The organism is Gordonia sp. NPDC003950 (genome assembly GCF_053605205.1).
Window position 1 is genome coordinate 187,863 of sequence record NZ_JBSGIT010000005.1, and the last position, 18,027, is coordinate 205,889.

An 18,027-nucleotide genomic window follows, 5' to 3' on the forward strand; every position below is an offset into this window, starting at 1 on the left:
GTTGACAGCGCCCGACATCAGCTCCAAGACCCACAAAGACACAAATCGACGATCTGGTCTCAATCCATGCACTGTGTGATTGTGAGCGGGGGACAGGCCGGGCTGGCCTCGGCGGTCTGGCTGACCGAGGCCGGTCATCGGGTGACGCTGCCGGAGCGTCGCGGGTCGTTGGGTGGACGCACCATCGCGATGCCGGTGGCGGGAACACATCGCGGCCGATGCCGTCATCTGCGCCCTCCCGGTGTGGAGCATTCGCGGGCTGCTCGACAGGGTTCCCGGGCGTGAGCAGATCTATGCCGCGGCAGAACAACTCACACCGGTACCGATTCTCGGCGTCAACCTCGATCTCGACCGGCCAGCCACGTCGTGCGCATGCCGAAATCCACCCTCGCCCAACGACCCGGAACCGCCGAGATCCGGCCGGATCAGCCGACCGCGACGCGGAGGCCGGCACTGGCGGGGGACTGGACGCGCACCGACTGGGCCACCACCATGGAAGGTGCGTGCCAGAGTGCATCGCGTGCGGTCGAGGTGATCCTGCAGAGCAGCAAGGGAGATCGAGGATGAGTCATCAGGTCGCGGGTGCACGCGATGTCCGGTCCGAGGACGCCTTCGACACCGTCCGGGTCGCGCAATGGTTACGAACCCACGCATCCGACCCTACGGGCCTCGACCAGACACCCGAGGTCAAGCAATTCTCCGGTGGCGCATCCAATCTCACGTTTCTGCTGACCTACCCCGACCGTGAACTGATCCTGCGTCACGGACCCCGCGGCACCAAGGCCCGCGGCGCCCACGACATGGGCCGTGAATACCGCATCCAATCGAAACTGGCTGCGGTGCTGCCCTACGTCGCACCGATGGTCGCCTTCTGTGACGACGAGGAGATCCTCGGCACCGACTTCTACGTGATGGGCAGGATCGACGGGATCATCCCGGGAAAGGAATGGCCGGCCGACGTCCCCTTGTCCGCCGAGCAGGCCCGGGCATTGTGTCTGAACTTCATCGACGTTCTGGTCGAATTGCATTCGGTCGACCCCGAACGCGCCGGACTCGCCGATCTCGGCAAGGGCGCCGGGTATGTGCGCCGACAGGTGGAGGGATGGTCGACGCGTTTCCGCAACGCACGCACCGACGATGTCCCGGACTACGAGGCGGCGATGGCGTGGCTGGCCGACAACCAACCGGAAGACGTCGCCAACTGCGTCATCCACAACGACTACAAGCTCGACAACGTGGTGCTCGCCGATGACGACGTGACCCGGGTGATCGGCATCCTCGACTGGGAGATGGCCACCCTCGGTGATCCGCTCATGGATGTCGCCGGCTCGATGGCCTACTGGGTCCAGGCCGACGACGACGATCAGATGCAGATGATGCGGCGGGTTCCGACGCACCTGCCGGGGATGATCACCCGCGCCGAGTTCGTCGACATCTATTGCGATCGAATGGGTTTCGCGATGTCACCGGAGCGGTGGCGCTGGTATGAGGCCTTCGGCTACTTCCGGCAGGCCGTGATCGCGCAGCAGATCTACTACCGCTACTACCACGGGCAGACCACCAACGAGGCCTTCAAACTCCTGGGACTCGCGGTCGGAATGGTCGAGGAGCGCATCACGGCCGTGACCGGATCCTGATCGCAATCACCTCTTCGGACGACATCACATCGCCGCGGCATCGGCGCCGACCCCGATAAGGTTCTGTCCCATGCGGAGGACCAACGGCGGATCGCGAATCGCCCGAACTCACCTCACCCGGCTGTCCGCCTGGCTCGCGGCGGTCATCGCCCTCGGCGCGATCCTCAGCGGATGCAGTGTCAGCACCGATGGCGCGGCCCACCCGGAGGCAGCCGGAGCGCAGTCCACCGAATCGGGCGGCGCCGCCGAATCGGGTCCTCGGATGATCTCGGTGGTCGCCGTCGACACCGCCGGCAATCCCGTCAACGGTTACAGCCTCGGCGGCGGCGGGGACTCGTTCACCGCAACCGACATCCGTTACTGCAGCCATGCGCTCGGCGCCACCACCGACGGCGTGTACCGATGCGGTACCACCGCGCAGTCCGCCAATGCCTGTTGGCCGTCTCCCGGGCGGTTGCTCTGTACCCCCGACCCGTGGACCACCCGACTCACGGCGTACGGCTACAGCGGGAGCCTGCCGGTGCTGGGGCAGCCCGATCCGGACATCTTCCCCTGGGCTCTGGAACTGGCCGACGGCGCGCGGTGCGTCGCCCGCAACGGTGGCGCCTGGCCGATGCCGCCGGCGGGGTTCGAGTTCGGATACAGCTGCCGATCGGGGTCGGTGTACTCGTTTGTCTTCTACCGCCCGCAGCTGGGCACCGGCGTCGGAGCACTCTTCGACAAGTCGCAATCCGACTGGACGGTCTTCCACGGAGACGGCGAGTCGGCCCCCGCACCGATCGGGGTGTCCACGGTCTTCTATTCCGCTGCCGCGCGATAGAAGCCACCCAGGAGAAGTAGCTCGGGAGAGGACTCAGCGGCCCGGGGTGAAGAAGTCGTAAGCCGATTCGGCGTGCTGCGCGTCGTCGATCCCGTCCACCTCGTGCTGACGGTCCGCGCGCAGTCCGATGGTGTACTTGAGCGCCAGCCCGATCACCCCGGTCACCACCACCGCATAAGCGAGCACCGCGACCACGGCCACCGCCTGCCGCCACAGCTGATCCAGCCCACCGCCGTAGAACAGGCCGTCCACACCGGCCGGAGCGGTCGACGACGCCACCAGTCCGATCATCAGCATGCCGACGACACCACTGACGAAGTGCACGCCGACGACGTCGAGCGAATCATCGTAGCGCCAGCGGAATTTCAATTCGATCGCATACGAGCTCACCGCGCCGGCCACCGCCCCCACGGCCAGCGCGCCGACCGGCGTGACCGCCGAACAGGAGGGGGTGATCGCCACGAGACCGGCGACCACACCGGACGCGGCGCCGAAGGAGGTCGGCCGACCGTGCCGGACCTGTTCGACGACCAGCCATGACACCATCGACGCCGCGCCCGCGCCGAGGGTGTTGACGGCGACGATCGCTGCCGCACCGTTGGCCTCGAGGACCGAACCGGCGTTGAAGCCGAACCATCCGAACCACAACAGTCCGGCGCCCAGCATGACGAATGGCAGATTGTGTGGTCGCATCGGGTCTTTCGGCCATCCCCGCCGGCGGCCGAGGAGCAGGGCGAGGACGAGCGCAGAGGCACCCGAGTTGATCTCGACCGCGGTTCCGCCGGCGAAGTCGATCGCCTTGAGGTGCGACACGATCCAGCCACCGTGTTCCTCGGTGAGGCCGGGTGCGCTGAACACCCAGTGCGCGATCGGGATGTAGACCACCACCGACCACACCGCGGCGAAGAGCAACCACGCGACGAACCGCATGCGGTCGGCGACCGCACCGGCGATCAGCGCGACGGTCACCATCGCGAAACCGGCCTGGAACGCGACGAATAGGATCGCGGGAATCGTTCCGACGAGCGGTATCTCGCCGTCGGCGTTGGCGCCGAAGGTGTGTTCCAGGCCGGGGAAGGAGGCGAAGCTGCCGATCAGTCCGTCGTGGTCGGTACCGAACGCCAACGAGTACCCGATGACCACCCAGATGATCCACACGATGGGGATGGCCGACAGGCACATCATCATCATGTTGAGCACGCTCTTGGATCGCACCATGCCGCCGTAGAACAGCGCGAGGGCCGGTGTCATCAGCAGGACGAGCGCAAACGCCACCAGCATCCAGGCGGTGTTTGCGCCATCGGGGATTCCGTATGTCGGGAACATCGACACCCTTCGTCGTAGGAGAGTGTCGGAAGTCTAACGGCTTGCCCATGACGCCAGCCGAGGCGAACTTCCCTGCCGCACAGGCGGACCCGACAACTCGGGCATATCGCCCAGGAGGCTCCCGGCGCCCGGCCGGAATGCTCAATCGGGATCGACGAACCGGGCTGGGCGACGGGCCATCCCGGCGGCCACCGCCTCGAGCTGGTTCGGCGAGCCCATCAGCCCGACCTGTAGCTCGCTTTCGAGCAGGAGGGCCGCGGCGGGGTCGTTGCCGGTCCAGGTGCGTTCGTACAACTGCTTCGCGGCGCGGACGGCGTGGGGTGATTTCGCCGCGATCTCGCGGGCGAGGGTCAGCGCCGCGTCGAGGGGATCGTCGGACACCCCGGTGACCAACCCCAGACGGTGCGCCTCGGTACCGGAGAGGATGCGGCCGGTGAAGGTCAACTCCTTGGCCACGTCCAGCGGAACCAGGCGGGGAAGGGTCGCGGTGATGCCCATGTCCGGCACGAGTCCCCACTTGATCTCCATGATCGACAACCGGGCATCGGGCGCCGCATAGCGGATGTCGGCGCCGAGCGCGATCTGCAGTCCACCTCCGAAACAGTTCCCGGTGATCGCCGCGATGACCGGCGCCGGCACCCGCGCCCAGTCCAGCGCAACCCGTTGCGGCCGGTTGGCCACCTGTCCGCCCTCACGCTCCAGCAGCGAGCGCCCCAGGCCCGAACCGCCCAGGCCCGAACCACCCAGGGTGGAGACGTCGAGGCCGGAGCAGAAGCTCTTGCCGTCGCCGTGGATCACCACGGCACGGACGGCGTTGTCGGAGGCCATCGTTGCCGCCGCATCGACGAGAGCGTCGAACATGGCGTCGTCGAGGGCGTTGTGCTTCTCGGCTCTATTGAGGGTGAGAACGGCGACTCCCGTCTCGTCGACGGTGCTGCGGATTCGGGGTGTGTCCATCGGGCATGCCTCTCGATTGATTCCGTCCACGACTATCACGGGGCACGTGGGGACGTCACCGAACTACCATGTCTGCCAGAGATCGCCGCATCGAACGACGGTGCGACGCGAGGTCGTCGGCACGAAGGGTGGGGCAATGAACTTCCCCGGCAAATGGGACGGTGCCGCTCTGCGACGGATCGCTGCCGCACGCGAGCTCCGGATCTCGACGCCCCGCGCGGACGGCACCATGCGCACCGACGTCCCCATCTGGGTGGTCGAGGTCGACGGCTCGGTGTTCGTGCGGACGTGGCGTCGGCGCGACACCGGCTGGTTCGGGGCCGCCGTGCGGACCGGCACGGCCCGGGTCCGCATCGCCGACTGGGAGCGAAAGGTCGCCGTCGCCGATGTGGGCGCCGCCGATGCCGGGATGCGAACCGCCGTCGATGCGGCCTACCGGAGCAAGTACGGGGTGTCCGACGATCCCACGGTCAGCGGAATGGTCACCGATGACGCAGCGGCGTCGACGCTCCGGTTGTCACCGCCGCCATCCGGAGGCGACCCCGCCCACGACGGAGGGCCGTGACCATGCACGAGGACGAACCGGTTTTCCACCTGCCGCCGCACCTGGTCCTGCTCGGTCCGCTCGCCCGATTCGGGCCGGGTGAGGATCCCGAGACCGTCGCCGGTCGCGGTGCACCATCGGCGACATCCTTCGCCCGGCTCGGTGGCTGGCAGTCGATGTATCACGCACGCATCGGCCCGTCCGCGACCACTGCGGTGGCCGAGGCCGCGGTGGTCCGCGGGCGACCCTCGCCGCCGGCGGCGCGCGAACCCGCCCCCGGACCCCACATCGACGTCACCGTCGGTGAAGGGCAGAGTGCGATCGTCCTCATCGACGACGGCGGTGTTCTCCGGTGGATCACCCCGTCTCACGGCGCCGCCGCCTCACGCACCCTGACCTTCGCGCTACCCGCCCCACCGCCGCGCCGCGCACGCACCGCGTCTGCAGACTCCACGATCGACATCGGCCTCGGGTCGGACGTGCTGTCGTGCTCCGTCTTTCGATTCCCGCTGAGCCCGGCGATCGGCGGCGTCGTGACGATCGCCGAGTCGTTGTTCACCAGAACCCGCCTGGTGCATGTCAACTCGGCACACGATCCCGATTGGCCGACGCTGGCGACGGTACCGCCACCACGGGGCGGTCAACCGACCCGGATTCTGCTGCTGGTCCACGGAATCTTCGTGACGACGCGGTTCACCTTCCGCTGGCTCACCGAATTCGATGCGGGCACAGCCTTTCTGAATGAGTGCATATCCCGCTACCACCTGGTGCTCGGATTCGATCACCGCACCCTCAGCGTCGACCCCAAGGTCAATGCCGCGGAATTGTTGTCCGCCCTCAAGGGCCTCGGGTATGAGGACATCGACCTGGACGTGATCGCCCACAGCCGCGGGTCGTTGGTGACCCGAAGCCTGCTGGAGAGTGTGGCGACACCTGCCGATCGCGTGCGGGTCGGCAAGCTCATCATGGTCGGCGGCCCGAATGCCGGTACACCGCTGGGCAATCCCGACTGGTGGCGGCTGGCCGTCGATTTGTTCACCAATCTCGTCGCCGGCCACGGTCTCGTCGCGGGCCGCAGCACCGCGACCGGCCACCCGCCGGCGGACGGTTCACTCGACGGATGTCGCCCGATCGCCGAGATGATCAAGGCCGTGGTGAGTGCCGGTGACTCGCGACCCGCCATCCCGGGGCTCGCGGCGATGGCCCCCGACAGCCCCTACCTCGCCGAGCTGAACAGCCCATCCGCGTCGACCGGCGCCAAACTGTTCTCCATCACCACGGATTTCGAACCACACCAAGCGGATCCACCGTTCTCGGGGCCCGAACTCGCGTTGTGGACCGCCCTCGACACCCTCGCCGACGCCGCCTTCACGAGCCGCGACGTCGGAGAAACAAACGACCTCGCTGTCGGTGTGCGATCGATGAGCATGGTGGACAACACCCCGCTACCGGAGACCTTCCATCTGCCGCCGATCACCGGCATCAACCACCTCCGCTACTTCACCGACGCCGACGTCGTCGCGCGACTGCGTTCGTGGTTGGAACCCGACACCCGCTGAGGCGGCACATCCCACCCACACCGCCGATGCCGTGGCGATACCATTGGCCATGCCGTACACCCTCGCCGAGGGCATGGTGTTCACCACACCGGAACCCCTTGGCGTCACCGACACCCTGCTGGCCGACTTCGCCGAGGTTGTGGGCCCCGGCACGACTCCGTCGGGGCTGCCGGTCGTCCATCAGATCATGGCGATCCTCGCGCGAGAGGCGATGCGTGCCGGCGCGGTCCCGGCCGACGGCCTCGTCCTCACCGCGGAATCGCTTCGGGTGCACCGTCCGCCACGCTCCGGCGACGTCCTCGGCGGGCGCCTGACCATCGAGTCGGTGCGGCGGCGGGCGGGCGCGGTCTCGACCCGGGTGCGCGGCGAGATCCTCGCCGCCACCGCGGAGACGATCGCGGAATCGTTGGCCACCTTGACCTTTCGCGAGGACGACGATGAGGCCGGCCGATGACGGGGGACACCACGACGCCCGACCCCGCCGACGCGGAGCCGCTGTGGGAGGCGATCGAGCCCATCACCCGCGACCGGGTGGCCCGCTATGCGGAGGTCTCGGGCGATGACAACGCGATCCACCTGTCCAACAGCGCGGCCCGCGCGGCGGGGTTGCCCGCGCCCATCGCACACGGCTACCTCATCCTGGCCATCGTGATGAGTCACGCGGAACGGTGGGCGGCCGACCACGGCGCCCGGATCACCGGATGCGACACGCGTTTTGTCCGACCGGTGTATCTCGGAGATGCCCCGGTGGAACTGCACCTCACCGGCCACCGGAAGAGTCCCGGGCTCATCGCCGCGTCCGCCACGGTGGCCGATACGGACGGACGGGCGCAGGCAATCCTGCGTCCGATCAGGATCGCCTACGAGCCGTCCGGCCGTTGATCGGTCACAAATGCGTGACCGAGAGCCCGCCGTCGTGGAACTGCGACCGCAGGCGCTTCTTGTCGAACTTGCCGACGCTGGTCTTGGGCACCTCGTTGACGATGGTCCACTGCTCCGGCAGCTGCCACTTGGCGACCTTGTCGGACAAGAACTCTCGCAAAGAGTCGGGGGTGGCGTCGGAACCCTCGCGCAGCACCACGGCCACCAGGGGCCGCTCATCCCACTTGGGATCGGGCACGCCGATGACCGCCGCCTCGATGACGTCGGGATGACCCATGACCGCGTTCTCCAGATCCACCGACGAGATCCACTCACCGCCGGACTTGATGATGTCCTTGGTGCGGTCGGTGAGGGTGAGGTAGCCGTCGGGGGTGATGGTGCCGACGTCGCCGGTGCGCAACCAGCCGTCCTGGAATTTCTCCGGCGCATCGACGCCGTAGTAGGAGCCGGTGATCCACGGTCCCCGCACCTCGAGTTCGCCGATGCTCTTGCCGTCACTGGGTACCGGCTCACCGAGTTCGTCGACGAGACGCGCCTGCACCGAGGCGGGGAACCGCCCCTGGGTGTAGCGGTAGGCCCACCGCTCCTTGCCGGTCACGCCGGCCGGCGGTCGGGCCACCGACCCGAGCGGCGAGGTCTCGGTCATACCCCAGGCATGCAGCACCTGAACGTCGTGATCCTCCTCAAAGGTGTGCATCAGCGACGGCGGCACGGCCGAACCGCCGATGAGGACGTCGTGCATGCACGAGATGTCCTGCGGATGCTGCTCCAGGTACTGGTGCAGGCCCTGCCAGATCGTCGGAACGGCAGCAGCGAACGTCGGCTGCTCCGCGGCGATCAGCGCGGCCAGCGGCTCGGGCTGCAGGAAACGATCCGGCATGATCAGCGACGCGCCGATCATGAACGCCGCGTACGGCAACCCCCACGACATCGCGTGGAACTGGGGGACCACCGCGAGGGCACGGTCACCCTGCTTGAGTGCCGGGCCCTCGGTCATGCACACCTGCATGGAGTGCAGGTAGATCGAACGATGGGAGTACGCAACACCTTTCGGGTCACCCGTGGTCCCCGAGGTGTAGCACATCGCGGCCGCCGAACGCTCGTCGACCTCGGGCCAGTCGAAGTCGGTCGGCTGGTCGGCGATCAACGCCTCATACGAGTGAACCTGCACTCCCTCGGGAGCGTCGACGCCGTCCGTCGAATCACCGGTGACGATGATGTGCTTGACGGTGGTCAGCTGCGGCAGTTGCGGATTGAGCAGCGGTAGCAGCGTCGGGTCGACGATGACGACGTGATCCTCGGCGTGATTGGCGACGTGGACCAATTGCTCGGGGAACAGCCGGATGTTGAGCGTGTGCAGTACCGCCCCCATCGCCGGAACGGCCAGATAGGCCTCGAGGTGTTCGGCGTTGTTCCACATGAAGGTGGCGACCCGCTCGTCACCGTCGACACCGAGACCCCGCAGCGCGTGCGCCAGCGCGGCGCATCGGCGGCCGACATCGGCATAACTACGGCGACGCGCCCCCTCACCGGTCCAGGTGACGACCTCGGCCGTCCCGTGCACGCTGCTTCCGTGCCGGAGCAACTGAGCAATGGACAATGGGACGTCTTGCATGGTGCTCAACATCTGATCACTCCTCGATCCTCGATCCGCTCAACCGCATTCTCGCAAACGGCCATCACAGGGTCCCATCCGCCGTCCGACGACGAGGCGGAATCCTCCGAAACGGACATCGGGCGCGGGCCGCCGCGCAGCCCGCGGTGATAGCGTGACGCATCCATCAACAGCGACCGCGGGGGAATCGATGAGCCATCCGACACCGGGCGAGCAACCGGACCGAGGGCATCCGGAATGGTCCCCGACCCCGCTCGGCCACCCGACCTCGCCCGAGCCCGGTTGGCAGCCACCGGGATACGGGGTCGCGCCCCCACCGCAGTCCGCGTGGCCGGAGGCCGGTGGTCCCGGATCGTCGGGCGGCGGTCCACCCGGTGGCAGCGGGAAGGCTGTGGCGGTCATCATCGGCGTCCTCGTTCTGGTCGTTGCGGCGATCGTCGGGGTGGGCGTGGTCGCAGTCCACCTGTTCAGCGGTACGGGTGGGCATGCCGCACCGGCCGCGTCCTCGTCGCACACCACCTCGGTCACGGTGAGTACACCGCCACCCGTGACCGCCACACCGCCACCGGCGACGTGCCCGGGAGCGGTCACCACGGCGGCGACACCGACGGGATGGCAGCCCGTGGCCGGCAAACGGGGCCTGTCCTATGACGTCCCGGGCAACTGGCAGGTACTGGGCTGCGGCACTCTCGTCGGCTGGGAAAAGCGCTGCGACGACGGACCTTTCGGCTACTGCGCGATCAGGACGATGGGTGGTGCGGCCGAGTTGGAGGTCCCGCGGTGCCCGAACAACTCGGCGGGCCTGTCCGGAACACCGGCGGCCTCGAACACCGACGACATCACCACGGCGGTCACCGACGAGGCAGCGCTCGTCGCCGACATCTACACCTCCGACTCCGGGGTGGTGCCGACCGTGACGTTGAGTGAGCCGCGCCCATTGACCGTCTCGGGCGCACCGGCGGTTCAGATCGTCGCGACGGTCACCGGGATCGAGACCTCGGCGTGCGTGGGTCCGACCGCGATCCACAGCATGGTGGCGACCACGGTGCCCGGCCAGTCCGGCACCGTGCTCTTCGTGATCTCGCTGCCGCAGGGCGGACCCGATGCCGCCGATCCATCACTGATCGATGCCATGGTGGGCACCCTCCGTCGAACCCCGTGATCGAGGAGCGGACCTCGGGTCGGGCCCACCCGGCGCGTCGGAGCCGCGCCCATCAGAACCCGATGATTCGGCCGGATTGTCGAACGTCACGTCGATCTCCTGAAAACCCTTGCTGCGCTGCGCCCGAGCCTGCGCCGAGTAGGCAGCCTCGTCACCGGGCATCAGGATGACGTTGTCGGTGAACGGGGTCAGCAGGGACCGCGGATACAGTTTGTCGACCCACACCGTGTTGAGTTCCAGACAGATCACCACCATCACCGCGGTGATGTAGAGAAACGCGAGCAGACCCAGGACGACGGCAAAGACGCCGTTGATGGCACTGGCCCGGGCGATCACCCGCTGTACGTACACCGCACCGAAGGTCTGCATCAGCTGCCATCCGAGTGCGGCGATGAGGGCTCCGGGCAGAACGTCGCGAGTACTCACGTGCCGAGCGGTACCGAACCGGAACCCCACGACAAAGACCGCGGTGTAGAGGAGCACCGGACCGATGATCGCCAGCACGCGCCCACTGCCACCGAGGTCGAGGGCGGCGGTCACGCCGTTGAGCACGGTCAGGCCGATGACCGCGAGTCCAACCGTCGACAGCAGCATCGCACCTCGGATCCGCACTCGGATCGGATCGGGCCGAACGTTGCGTGGCACCGCCCAGATGACATTCATCGCATTCTGGATCGCCACCGACACCCCGAGCGCACCGTAGACGGCGCTCACCACACCGATGATCACGGCGGTGGCACTGCCACCGAGGTGCCCGGTGTCGCCGAGTTGATCACCGACCACCGGGATCTGCGACAGCGCCGAGTCGACGATGCGCGCCTGGAGTTCCGGATCGTCCTCGAGGACGAGGCCGAGGATGGAGGTGAAGACCAGCAGAAGTGGGAACAGCGAGATGAAGCCGTAGTAGGTGATCAGCGCGGCCAGGTACCCACCCTGATCGTCGAAGAACTTGTAGGCGACGCCCAGTGGGAATCCACTCCATGGGTGTCGACGCTGAAATCCGTCGACACGATCTGCCATCGACATCGACGCCACCTTCTCCTCGAACCGGGGTGGCCCGGTGGCCGCGGCCCCTGCCATCCCCGTGCGTGCTGGTCAACGCACTGCGGATTCTACGTGGCCGCCACCGCCGTCGGTGGTCCCGCTCAGCCTCGGGTGCGTTCGAACAACTCCACGCGAACATCACCGAAACCACGTGTCTCGGTGAGGGTCCAGGTCTGACGGAGTTCCTCGGCCAGGGGCGCGCCGACCTCGGGCACCGGCGTCCAGCCGGCCGGGACCCCGGGTTTGGACACCAGCCACACGCGATCATGGCCACGGGTGATCGCATCGAGTCGTTCACCCACCCCGGTGCCCGGATCCGGTTCGACCAGCGATGGTTGGGGTGGCGTCCAGGGTGAATCCGCCTGCAGCGACGTCACCGGGCCCGCGGTGATGTCGGTGGGACCACCGGCGGGGAAGGGCGCACCCGGCGCATCGGAGAGATACCAGCGCAGTTCCGGCTCGAGCCACGTCAGTCCGTACAGGATCGCGTCGGAGGGCTCGTATCGCTCGGTGATCCAGGCCGCCGCCGCTCGCGGATCCTCGGACTTCGCCCGTGGCAGAAGGCCCCCGAGAGCGATTACCGAGCCGACGAGGACCACGGCGACGCAGGCGCATACGGCGATCTGCCGGACCCGATGGCCCCGGGCATGCCGCCAGACCAGAGCCGCCGCGAGCCCGCCGAGCAGAGCCCACGCAACCGACGAGGACAACACGTACCGAGATGCGAACATCGGCTGGTAGATCCACCCGGCGACCACCAGCACCACCATGGGACCGCATGCCCACAGTAGGAGGGTGCCGACGTCGATGCGGGCGATCGGCGTGGCCGAATCGTCGGAAAGGCCGCCGCGATCACGTCGGAAGACGAGCAGGTAGCCCGCACCGATCAGCAGCAGGGCAACAACCCCGACGGAGGCGATCGCCACCCCGCTGGTCAGCAACTCGGTCGCACTCAGGTTGTGGATCCAGCTCTGCAGATCGCTGTACTGCGCCGACAGTGTGAGCATGACGCCGGCGACTACGAGATCGGCGATGATACCGACGGCGGCCACCACCCGAAGGCGCGTCGACTACGTACTGACCTGCGCGGCCCGGATCAGCCAGGGCGTGAACATGACGACGGCGACCAGCGAGAGTGTGTGCACCGAGGTCGCCGCCGCGATCAGGACCGCGAGCAGCGCCACCGACCCCACGGTGAAACCCCTGCGCGATGCGCGGTGCGTGAGCAGCGCCACGAGTGTGACGAGCGCCGTGACCACGGCGTACGGCCGCGCCTCGTTGGCGTATTCGGCGACGATCCCCCCGCCGACGGCCACCAGCAGTGCCGCGACGAGGCCGCATGCTCCTCCCGCGATCCGGCGGCCGAGTTCGGCGGTCAGCACGATGGTGGCCAGCACGGCCAGCAGTGACGGAAGCCGAAGCCAGAGTTCGGATTCGGCACCCGCCGATGACCACGGGCTCAGGAGAAAGGTGTACCCCGCGAACCCGCCGTCGGCGTGACCGAGAATGCCGACGGTGCCGCCGATTCCGCGACTCACGGTGGTTGCGGTGATCGCCTCGTCGTACCAGAACGGGGCGCGCAGTCCGGTGGCCGAGGTGACGGCGACGCCCACCACGACGACGGCCAGAGTCACGAGGTATCCGGTTCCCGGCCGGGTCACCGGGGTGGTCGATGTGATCCCGTTCCTGCCGTCCGACGCAGTGCCGGTCGGGTCGTCGGAAGGGAGCGCCACGGTCACATCTCCGTCGGGCATGCGGTCGAAGGTCTCACCAGTCATCACGGTTCTTTCTCCGATCGAGCAATTCGGTTAGGGTAACCTAAACCCTCGATCGAGCCGCGCCAGATCCCGGTGCCGAATCCAGACTCACCGCATCACAGACACACCCCGGATCACCGCCGCATGATCCTCGCCAGGTTCTTGCTCTCCATCCAGCGTTGCTCGATGGGCCGCATCGCATCGGTCTCGATGAGCGCGGGGTAGGAGGTCAGGTCGGTGAATTGCAGCCTGCCGGACTGGAATCCGATCATGGCGCTCGCCCGGCCCCCGGACTCGAGTTGTTCGGAGAGGAACTCGACGCACCGCGCGGTCAGGCTGGTGGCGTGGATGCGGTCGAATGGCGACGGATCCCCACCCTCCTGGACATGACCCAGCACCGCCTGGCGGGCATCGAAAAGTTCACCGCCCTCCTTCTCGAACAGTGACGTGATGAACCAGGTGTTGTACACCGAGTCGGCGCCTTCGCTGCGGATGATCAGTCCGAATCGTCGTCCCGATCGGAAGCCCTCGGCCATCGAATGGATGTCGGCGGTCAGGTCGTCGATGGTGATGCCGTCCTCGGGCATGTAGATCCGCTCGGCACCCGACGCGATTCCCGACAGCAACGCCAGATAACCGCTGTCGCGGCCCATCACCTCGACGACGGCCACCCGGCGGGTGGCGACCGCGGACTGCCGGATCTTGTCGACATCGGAGACGATGCTGTTCAGCGCGGTGTCACTGCCGATGCTGAGTTCGGTTCCGGGGACGTCGTTGTTGATCGTCATCGGCAGGCAGACGATCGGGATGTCCAGGGCCGAGAACTCCTGTCGATGACGGTGCAGTTCGTAGGCGGATTGGTACGCCGCCCAGCCGCCGGCCACCAGCAGACCGTCGATGCGATGGGCGGCGATCTGCTCGGCGATCTGCCCGATCGCCTCGCCCTCTGGCACATAGCGATTGGTGCCGAGTTCGGCGCCACCGTCGGACACCCAGCCACTGACGTCCATCCAGCCCATCTCCTGGACCTGGCCACGCCGCAGCCCGCGGAAGCCGTTGCGCACCGCGAGGACGCTGTACCCGCGGTCCAGACCGAGCCGGACCGCCGCACGCACCGCGGTGTTCATTCCGGGTGCCGGTCCGCCACCGTGGACGATGGCGAGGCGGAAGCGTCGACGGCCCGCCTGGGTGGGTCGCGCGGCGGCCTGCTGCATCGTCTGCAGGATGCGGTGGGATTGGCGGAAACTGCCGCCGCGCAACAACATCGCACCGTCATAGTCGTTCGACTTGATCCGGTCGGCGACCGCGCGTGTCTGTTCCACGCATTCCATCAGCGGGGAGGTGACCACACGGTTGCCGCGAAGACCGACCAGTTGCGCGGGGGCGTGCGGTTCATCGGCGAGGAGTCGCTCAACGGCGGCGTATCCCAGCCGCGTCGCGAGATAGCGGTCGAAGGCGCTCGGCGCACCGCCACGCTGCACGTGGCCCAGCGTGGTGATGCGGGTGTCCTCGCCGAGTTCGTCCTCGAGGAGTTTCCTGATCTGTTCGGCGGTGATCGGGTTGCCGTCGCGGTCCTGGGCTCCCTCGGCGACGACGACGACCGACTGGCGTCGGCCGATCTGCCGACCGGTCCGGATGTCGCGGCACATCCGGTCGGCCCACCCGTCGGCCGGCGGCTGCTCGGGGATCAGCACCCAGTTGGCAGCGGTGGCCAGGGAGGCCATCAGCGCGAGGTACCCGCAGTTGCGCCCCATCACCTCGACGACGAACGAGCGCTGGTGACTCGAGGCCGTGCTGCGCAGGGCGTCCATCGCCTCGACGATGCGGTGCAGTGCCGTGTCGGCGCCGATGGTCATGTCGGTGCCGGACATGTCGTTGTCGATGGAGCCGACCAGGCCCACCAGACGCAGGAAGGGATGCGCGCCGGCGACGTCGGCGGAGATCTCACCGGAGGTGACGAGCTCATCGAGCAGCTCCGCCCATTCCGCCCGAAACATGTTGGCACCGGTGAGACTTCCGTCGCCGCCGATGACCACCAACGCGTCGATGCCGCGCTGGAGCATGTTGTGGGCGGCCGCGCGGCGCCCCTCACGGGTGCGGAACTCCTGCGAGCGCGCGGTACCGATCTCGGTGCCACCCTTGGCCAGGATGCCGTCGGTGTCGGCGTTCTCCATCCGCCGGATGAACTCGCCACCGTGGACCAGACCCTGGTATCCCTCGTGAACGGCATAGGCGTCGATGCCGTGATGCAGCGCGGTCCGGATCACGGCCCGGACCGCCGGGTTCATCCCGGAGGCGTCGCCGCCACTGGTGAGGACGCCGATGCTCGTCGGCGCGGAGCCGAGCTCAGACATGTCGCGAACCCGCCGTCGGCCGGCCCTCGCGTGAGTCGCTGATCGTCAGTGAGTCTCTGATTGTCATGGGCACCCCGTGTCCTCGCGTTCTGACGGCTCTGTGATTGCGGGTCTTCGGCTATGAGCATTGCCGTCCGGCATCCACCCCGCAACCGATTCGCGCCGGTCTGTCGCGCAGGGCGGCCTACGCCGCCGTCGGCGGGAGCGGATTCTGCAGCGTCACTGGCTCACTCGTTCGTCGCCCGGACTTTCGGACGCACGCAGGGTCGCCCGCGTGTCGCCGGCGCGTGGTTCGTCGGCGCACGATTCGCCCGTGGCGCCGCACATCACCCGCACGGGCCTGCGCAGCGGGGCCGGACGAACGCCACGACCGACCACAACAGGATCACCGCCTGAATTCCCACGCCGAGGTTGACCCCGAGGGGCGGCATGCGCCCTGTCCGATGCCCAATCGGATCAGGCGGTCAGGTCCCGCATCTTGACCGACGGATCCGCCAGCGCGTCGGGGTCGACGTGCGCGCCACTGCGGATGAGCTTCTTACCCCCGTTGAAATCGGCGGGGGCGTTGACGGCCTCCACCGCGACCACGTTGCCCGCCGGTTGGATGTGGAAGAACGAGACCGCGTTCTTGCCCGGCGTCGCGCGGGTGATCACCCGGACATCCGGTGTCGTCAGTCCGGCGATCTTGAGTTTGAGATCGAACTGATCCGACCAGAACCACGGCACCTCATGCTCCTCGGGCTCCTGACCGAGGATCGCCGCCACCGCGTGCCGGGCGTGTTCGGTTGCGGCAGGGATGGATTCGAGGCGACGCAGACCGTGATGCCCGGCGACCGGGCGCCGCGCCAGGTCGCCGATGGCGAAGATGTCGGGGTTGCTGGTCCGTCCGTATTCGTCGGTGATCACACCGTCGTCGTACTCCAGACCCGCCGTGCGGGGCAGTACCTCGTCGGGGGCGGCACCGATTCCGACCAGCAGCGTGCGGCACTCGACGACGCTGCCGTCGTCCAGGTTGACCCCGGTCACCTCCGAGCCCTCGATCCGCAGGTCCGACACCGAGCGCCCGGTGATGATCGTCGTTCCCCGCTCACGGTGGTAGTCGGTGAGCATCGCCGACAGTTCACGGCTGGCGACGCGGGCGAGGATTCGCTCCTCCCGTTCGATGACCGTCACGTGCAGGCCGCGGCTGCGGGCGACAGCTGCGACCTCCATGCCCACGTAGCCGCCGCCGACGATCGCGAGTTCGCCGCCACGGGCGAGCGACCGGTTGAGCGTGTTCGCATCATCGAGGGTCCGCAACGTCATCACCGAGGTGGTTCCCTCCGGTGTGCCCGGCAGTGCGCGCGGGTGCGATCCGGTCGCCAGGACCAGCGTGTCGTACCCGATCTCGGTGCCGTCGGCGAGGATCACCGTCTTGCCGTCGGTGCGAATCCGAACGGCTCGTGACCGGGTGCGGATGTCGATCCGGTTGTCGGTGTAGAACTCGGCCGGCCGCAGCAACTGCTGCACCGACGGCGCGTCGAACTTCTTCGACAGCGGCGGCCGGTGATAGGGGAGGTGCGCTTCATCGCCGATCATGGTGATCGCCCCGGTGAAGCCGGACTGACGCAGCAGCGCGGCAAGTCCGGCACCTCCGTGTCCCGCGCCGATGATGACGACCCGCTGATCGGTGTTGATGGTCATGGTCCCACGGTAGAACGTGGTGTCTTACCGGTTGAACGAGAGGTGGATCGTGCCGCTCTCGGCCACCTCGGTCGTCACCGTGTGGGTCACGTCGAGCGCGGGCAGCTCATCCCACAGCCGGGTTCCGCGGCCCAGCACGATTGGGGCGACCATCAGATGGAGCTCGTCGACGAGGCCGGCCCGCAGGAACTCCCGGATGGTCTCCACGCCTCCGCCGACGCGGACGTCGGCACCGTCGGCGGCTGCCGACGCCTCGGCCAGTACGTCGTCGATGGCGCCACTGCGGAAGTGGAATGTGGTGCCGCCGGTCATCGGGATCGATGCCCGGGGCGCACTGTGGGTGAGCACGTAGACCGGGGTGCCGAACGGCGGTTCGTCACCCCACCAGCCCTGCCAGGCCGGATCGTCGGGAAACGTATGGAGCCCGAACATCGCCGCACCCATGATCTCGGCACCGATCCCCTCGAAATGCGCTGCAGCGTACGCATCGTCGACGCCGGTTGTGCCGGCGCCGCCGGTGTCGCCGAAGACCCGCTCGTGGAATGTGCGCGTCGCCGAGTACGCCGCGGTCAGCCGCCCCCAGTCCGCACCCATCGGATCGTCCGGGGAGAGGCCGGCGGTGGCGGTGCGGCCGTCGAGCGAGGTGAACATGTCGACGCGGACACGCGTCATGGTGGCGTCCTTTCT

Annotated in this window: 17 protein-coding genes and 1 pseudogene; 9 read left to right on the forward strand and 9 right to left on the reverse strand. The window is 67.9% G+C overall.

What is annotated here, in order from left to right:
• Positions 1 to 81: 81 nt before the first annotated feature.
• From ACWETB_RS06285 to ACWETB_RS06300, 4 genes and pseudogenes are all read left to right on the forward strand, one after another.
• On the forward strand, positions 82 to 285 hold the full coding sequence (locus tag ACWETB_RS06285) for an FAD-dependent oxidoreductase (protein WP_452210083.1): 204 nt from the start codon (positions 82 to 84) through the stop codon (positions 283 to 285).
• Positions 203 to 567: pseudogene (locus ACWETB_RS06290) on the forward strand (FAD-dependent oxidoreductase); the annotation flags it as partial. The gene ACWETB_RS06285 and the pseudogene ACWETB_RS06290, both read left to right, overlap by 83 nt.
• Positions 564 to 1,637 (forward strand): phosphotransferase family protein, encoded by a 1,074-nt coding sequence (locus ACWETB_RS06295; protein ID WP_452210001.1) that lies wholly within the window; start codon positions 564 to 566, stop codon positions 1,635 to 1,637. The pseudogene ACWETB_RS06290 and the gene ACWETB_RS06295, both read left to right, overlap by 4 nt.
• A 70-nt stretch (positions 1,638 to 1,707) precedes the next feature.
• On the forward strand, positions 1,708 to 2,457 hold the full coding sequence (locus ACWETB_RS06300) for a hypothetical protein (protein ID WP_449742769.1): 750 nt from the start codon (positions 1,708 to 1,710) through the stop codon (positions 2,455 to 2,457).
• Between the two features lie 33 nt (positions 2,458 to 2,490).
• On the opposite strand, the gene ACWETB_RS06305 is transcribed toward ACWETB_RS06300, so the two are convergent.
• Both ACWETB_RS06305 and ACWETB_RS06310 read right to left on the reverse strand, forming a co-directional pair.
• A complete protein-coding gene (locus tag ACWETB_RS06305; protein WP_449742768.1) occupies positions 2,491 to 3,783 on the reverse strand; it encodes an ammonium transporter in 1,293 nt (430 codons plus the stop codon).
• A 141-nt stretch (positions 3,784 to 3,924) separates the two neighbouring features.
• Positions 3,925 to 4,740, reverse strand: coding sequence for a crotonase/enoyl-CoA hydratase family protein (locus ACWETB_RS06310; RefSeq protein ID WP_452210003.1), 816 nt, complete (start codon positions 4,738 to 4,740; stop codon positions 3,925 to 3,927).
• Positions 4,741 to 4,876: 136 nt separating this feature from the next.
• Here ACWETB_RS06310 and ACWETB_RS06315 point away from each other — a divergent pair, with 136 nt between their 5' ends.
• From ACWETB_RS06315 to ACWETB_RS06330, 4 genes are read left to right on the forward strand one after another with little or no spacing between them, the layout of a single operon-like run.
• Positions 4,877 to 5,305: a DUF2255 family protein gene (locus tag ACWETB_RS06315; protein WP_452210005.1), complete on the forward strand. Its 429-nt coding sequence runs from the start codon at positions 4,877 to 4,879 to the stop codon at positions 5,303 to 5,305.
• A gap of 2 nt (positions 5,306 to 5,307) precedes the next feature.
• Positions 5,308 to 6,843, forward strand: coding sequence for an esterase/lipase family protein (locus ACWETB_RS06320; protein WP_452210077.1), 1,536 nt, complete (start codon positions 5,308 to 5,310; stop codon positions 6,841 to 6,843).
• Between the two features lie 49 nt (positions 6,844 to 6,892).
• Positions 6,893 to 7,297 carry a hypothetical protein gene (locus ACWETB_RS06325; protein WP_449742765.1) on the forward strand — a complete coding sequence of 135 codons (405 nt, stop codon included), beginning with the start codon at positions 6,893 to 6,895 and terminating at the stop codon, positions 7,295 to 7,297.
• Positions 7,294 to 7,725, forward strand: a complete 432-nt coding sequence (locus tag ACWETB_RS06330; RefSeq protein WP_449742764.1) for a MaoC family dehydratase — start codon at positions 7,294 to 7,296, stop codon at positions 7,723 to 7,725. Before ACWETB_RS06325 ends, ACWETB_RS06330 begins: the two co-directional genes overlap by 4 nt.
• A gap of 4 nt (positions 7,726 to 7,729) precedes the next feature.
• On the opposite strand, the gene ACWETB_RS06335 is transcribed toward ACWETB_RS06330, so the two are convergent.
• Positions 7,730 to 9,352 carry a long-chain fatty acid--CoA ligase gene (locus ACWETB_RS06335; protein WP_449742763.1) on the reverse strand — a complete coding sequence of 541 codons (1,623 nt, stop codon included), beginning with the start codon at positions 9,350 to 9,352 and terminating at the stop codon, positions 7,730 to 7,732.
• A gap of 178 nt (positions 9,353 to 9,530) precedes the next feature.
• On the opposite strand from ACWETB_RS06335, the gene ACWETB_RS06340 reads away from it, so the two are divergent.
• Positions 9,531 to 10,502, forward strand: coding sequence for a hypothetical protein (locus ACWETB_RS06340; protein WP_449742762.1), 972 nt, complete (start codon positions 9,531 to 9,533; stop codon positions 10,500 to 10,502).
• Here ACWETB_RS06340 and ACWETB_RS06345 read toward each other — a convergent pair.
• The 6 genes from ACWETB_RS06345 to ACWETB_RS06370 form a co-directional block, all read right to left on the reverse strand.
• On the reverse strand, positions 10,458 to 11,528 hold the full coding sequence (locus ACWETB_RS06345) for a YihY/virulence factor BrkB family protein (RefSeq protein ID WP_449742761.1): 1,071 nt from the start codon (positions 11,526 to 11,528) through the stop codon (positions 10,458 to 10,460). The two genes, ACWETB_RS06340 and ACWETB_RS06345, sit on opposite strands and share 45 nt — an antisense overlap.
• Before the next feature lie 119 nt (positions 11,529 to 11,647).
• Positions 11,648 to 12,598, reverse strand: coding sequence for a hypothetical protein (locus ACWETB_RS06350; protein ID WP_452210008.1), 951 nt, complete (start codon positions 12,596 to 12,598; stop codon positions 11,648 to 11,650).
• An 18-nt stretch (positions 12,599 to 12,616) separates the two neighbouring features.
• Complete coding sequence (locus ACWETB_RS06355; protein WP_452210010.1) at positions 12,617 to 13,324, reverse strand: hypothetical protein; 708 nt, start codon at positions 13,322 to 13,324, stop codon at positions 12,617 to 12,619.
• A gap of 113 nt (positions 13,325 to 13,437) precedes the next feature.
• The gene (locus tag ACWETB_RS06360) at positions 13,438 to 15,657 is read right to left on the reverse strand and encodes a 6-phosphofructokinase (protein ID WP_449742758.1); all 2,220 of its coding nucleotides are present in this window, start codon (positions 15,655 to 15,657) and stop codon (positions 13,438 to 13,440) included.
• A 456-nt stretch (positions 15,658 to 16,113) separates the two neighbouring features.
• Complete coding sequence (locus ACWETB_RS06365) at positions 16,114 to 17,340, reverse strand: NAD(P)/FAD-dependent oxidoreductase (RefSeq protein WP_449742757.1); 1,227 nt, start codon at positions 17,338 to 17,340, stop codon at positions 16,114 to 16,116.
• A 24-nt stretch (positions 17,341 to 17,364) separates the two neighbouring features.
• Positions 17,365 to 18,012: a dihydrofolate reductase family protein gene (locus ACWETB_RS06370; RefSeq protein WP_452210012.1), complete on the reverse strand. Its 648-nt coding sequence runs from the start codon at positions 18,010 to 18,012 to the stop codon at positions 17,365 to 17,367.
• Positions 18,013 to 18,027: the final 15 nt, after the last annotated feature.

Excerpts from the sequence above, each read along its gene's own strand:
- ACWETB_RS06295 (WP_452210001.1), top strand. The coding sequence starts at position 564 with ATGAGTCATCAGGTCGCGGGTGCACGCGATGTCCGGTCCGAGGACGCC.
- ACWETB_RS06300 (WP_449742769.1), top strand. The coding sequence starts at position 1,708 with ATGCGGAGGACCAACGGCGGATCGCGAATCGCCCGAACTCACCTCACC.
- ACWETB_RS06305 (WP_449742768.1), bottom strand. The coding sequence starts at position 3,783 with ATGTTCCCGACATACGGAATCCCCGATGGCGCAAACACCGCCTGGATG.
- ACWETB_RS06310 (WP_452210003.1), bottom strand. The coding sequence starts at position 4,740 with ATGGACACACCCCGAATCCGCAGCACCGTCGACGAGACGGGAGTCGCC.
- ACWETB_RS06315 (WP_452210005.1), top strand. The coding sequence starts at position 4,877 with ATGAACTTCCCCGGCAAATGGGACGGTGCCGCTCTGCGACGGATCGCT.
- ACWETB_RS06320 (WP_452210077.1), top strand. The coding sequence starts at position 5,308 with ATGCACGAGGACGAACCGGTTTTCCACCTGCCGCCGCACCTGGTCCTG.
- ACWETB_RS06325 (WP_449742765.1), top strand. The coding sequence starts at position 6,893 with ATGCCGTACACCCTCGCCGAGGGCATGGTGTTCACCACACCGGAACCC.
- ACWETB_RS06330 (WP_449742764.1), top strand. The coding sequence starts at position 7,294 with ATGACGGGGGACACCACGACGCCCGACCCCGCCGACGCGGAGCCGCTG.
- ACWETB_RS06335 (WP_449742763.1), bottom strand. The coding sequence starts at position 9,352 with ATGTTGAGCACCATGCAAGACGTCCCATTGTCCATTGCTCAGTTGCTC.
- ACWETB_RS06340 (WP_449742762.1), top strand. The coding sequence starts at position 9,531 with ATGAGCCATCCGACACCGGGCGAGCAACCGGACCGAGGGCATCCGGAA.
- ACWETB_RS06345 (WP_449742761.1), bottom strand. The coding sequence starts at position 11,528 with ATGTCGATGGCAGATCGTGTCGACGGATTTCAGCGTCGACACCCATGG.
- ACWETB_RS06355 (WP_452210010.1), bottom strand. The coding sequence starts at position 13,324 with ATGACTGGTGAGACCTTCGACCGCATGCCCGACGGAGATGTGACCGTG.
- ACWETB_RS06360 (WP_449742758.1), bottom strand. The coding sequence starts at position 15,657 with ATGTCTGAGCTCGGCTCCGCGCCGACGAGCATCGGCGTCCTCACCAGT.
- ACWETB_RS06365 (WP_449742757.1), bottom strand. The coding sequence starts at position 17,340 with ATGACCATCAACACCGATCAGCGGGTCGTCATCATCGGCGCGGGACAC.
- ACWETB_RS06370 (WP_452210012.1), bottom strand. The coding sequence starts at position 18,012 with ATGACGCGTGTCCGCGTCGACATGTTCACCTCGCTCGACGGCCGCACC.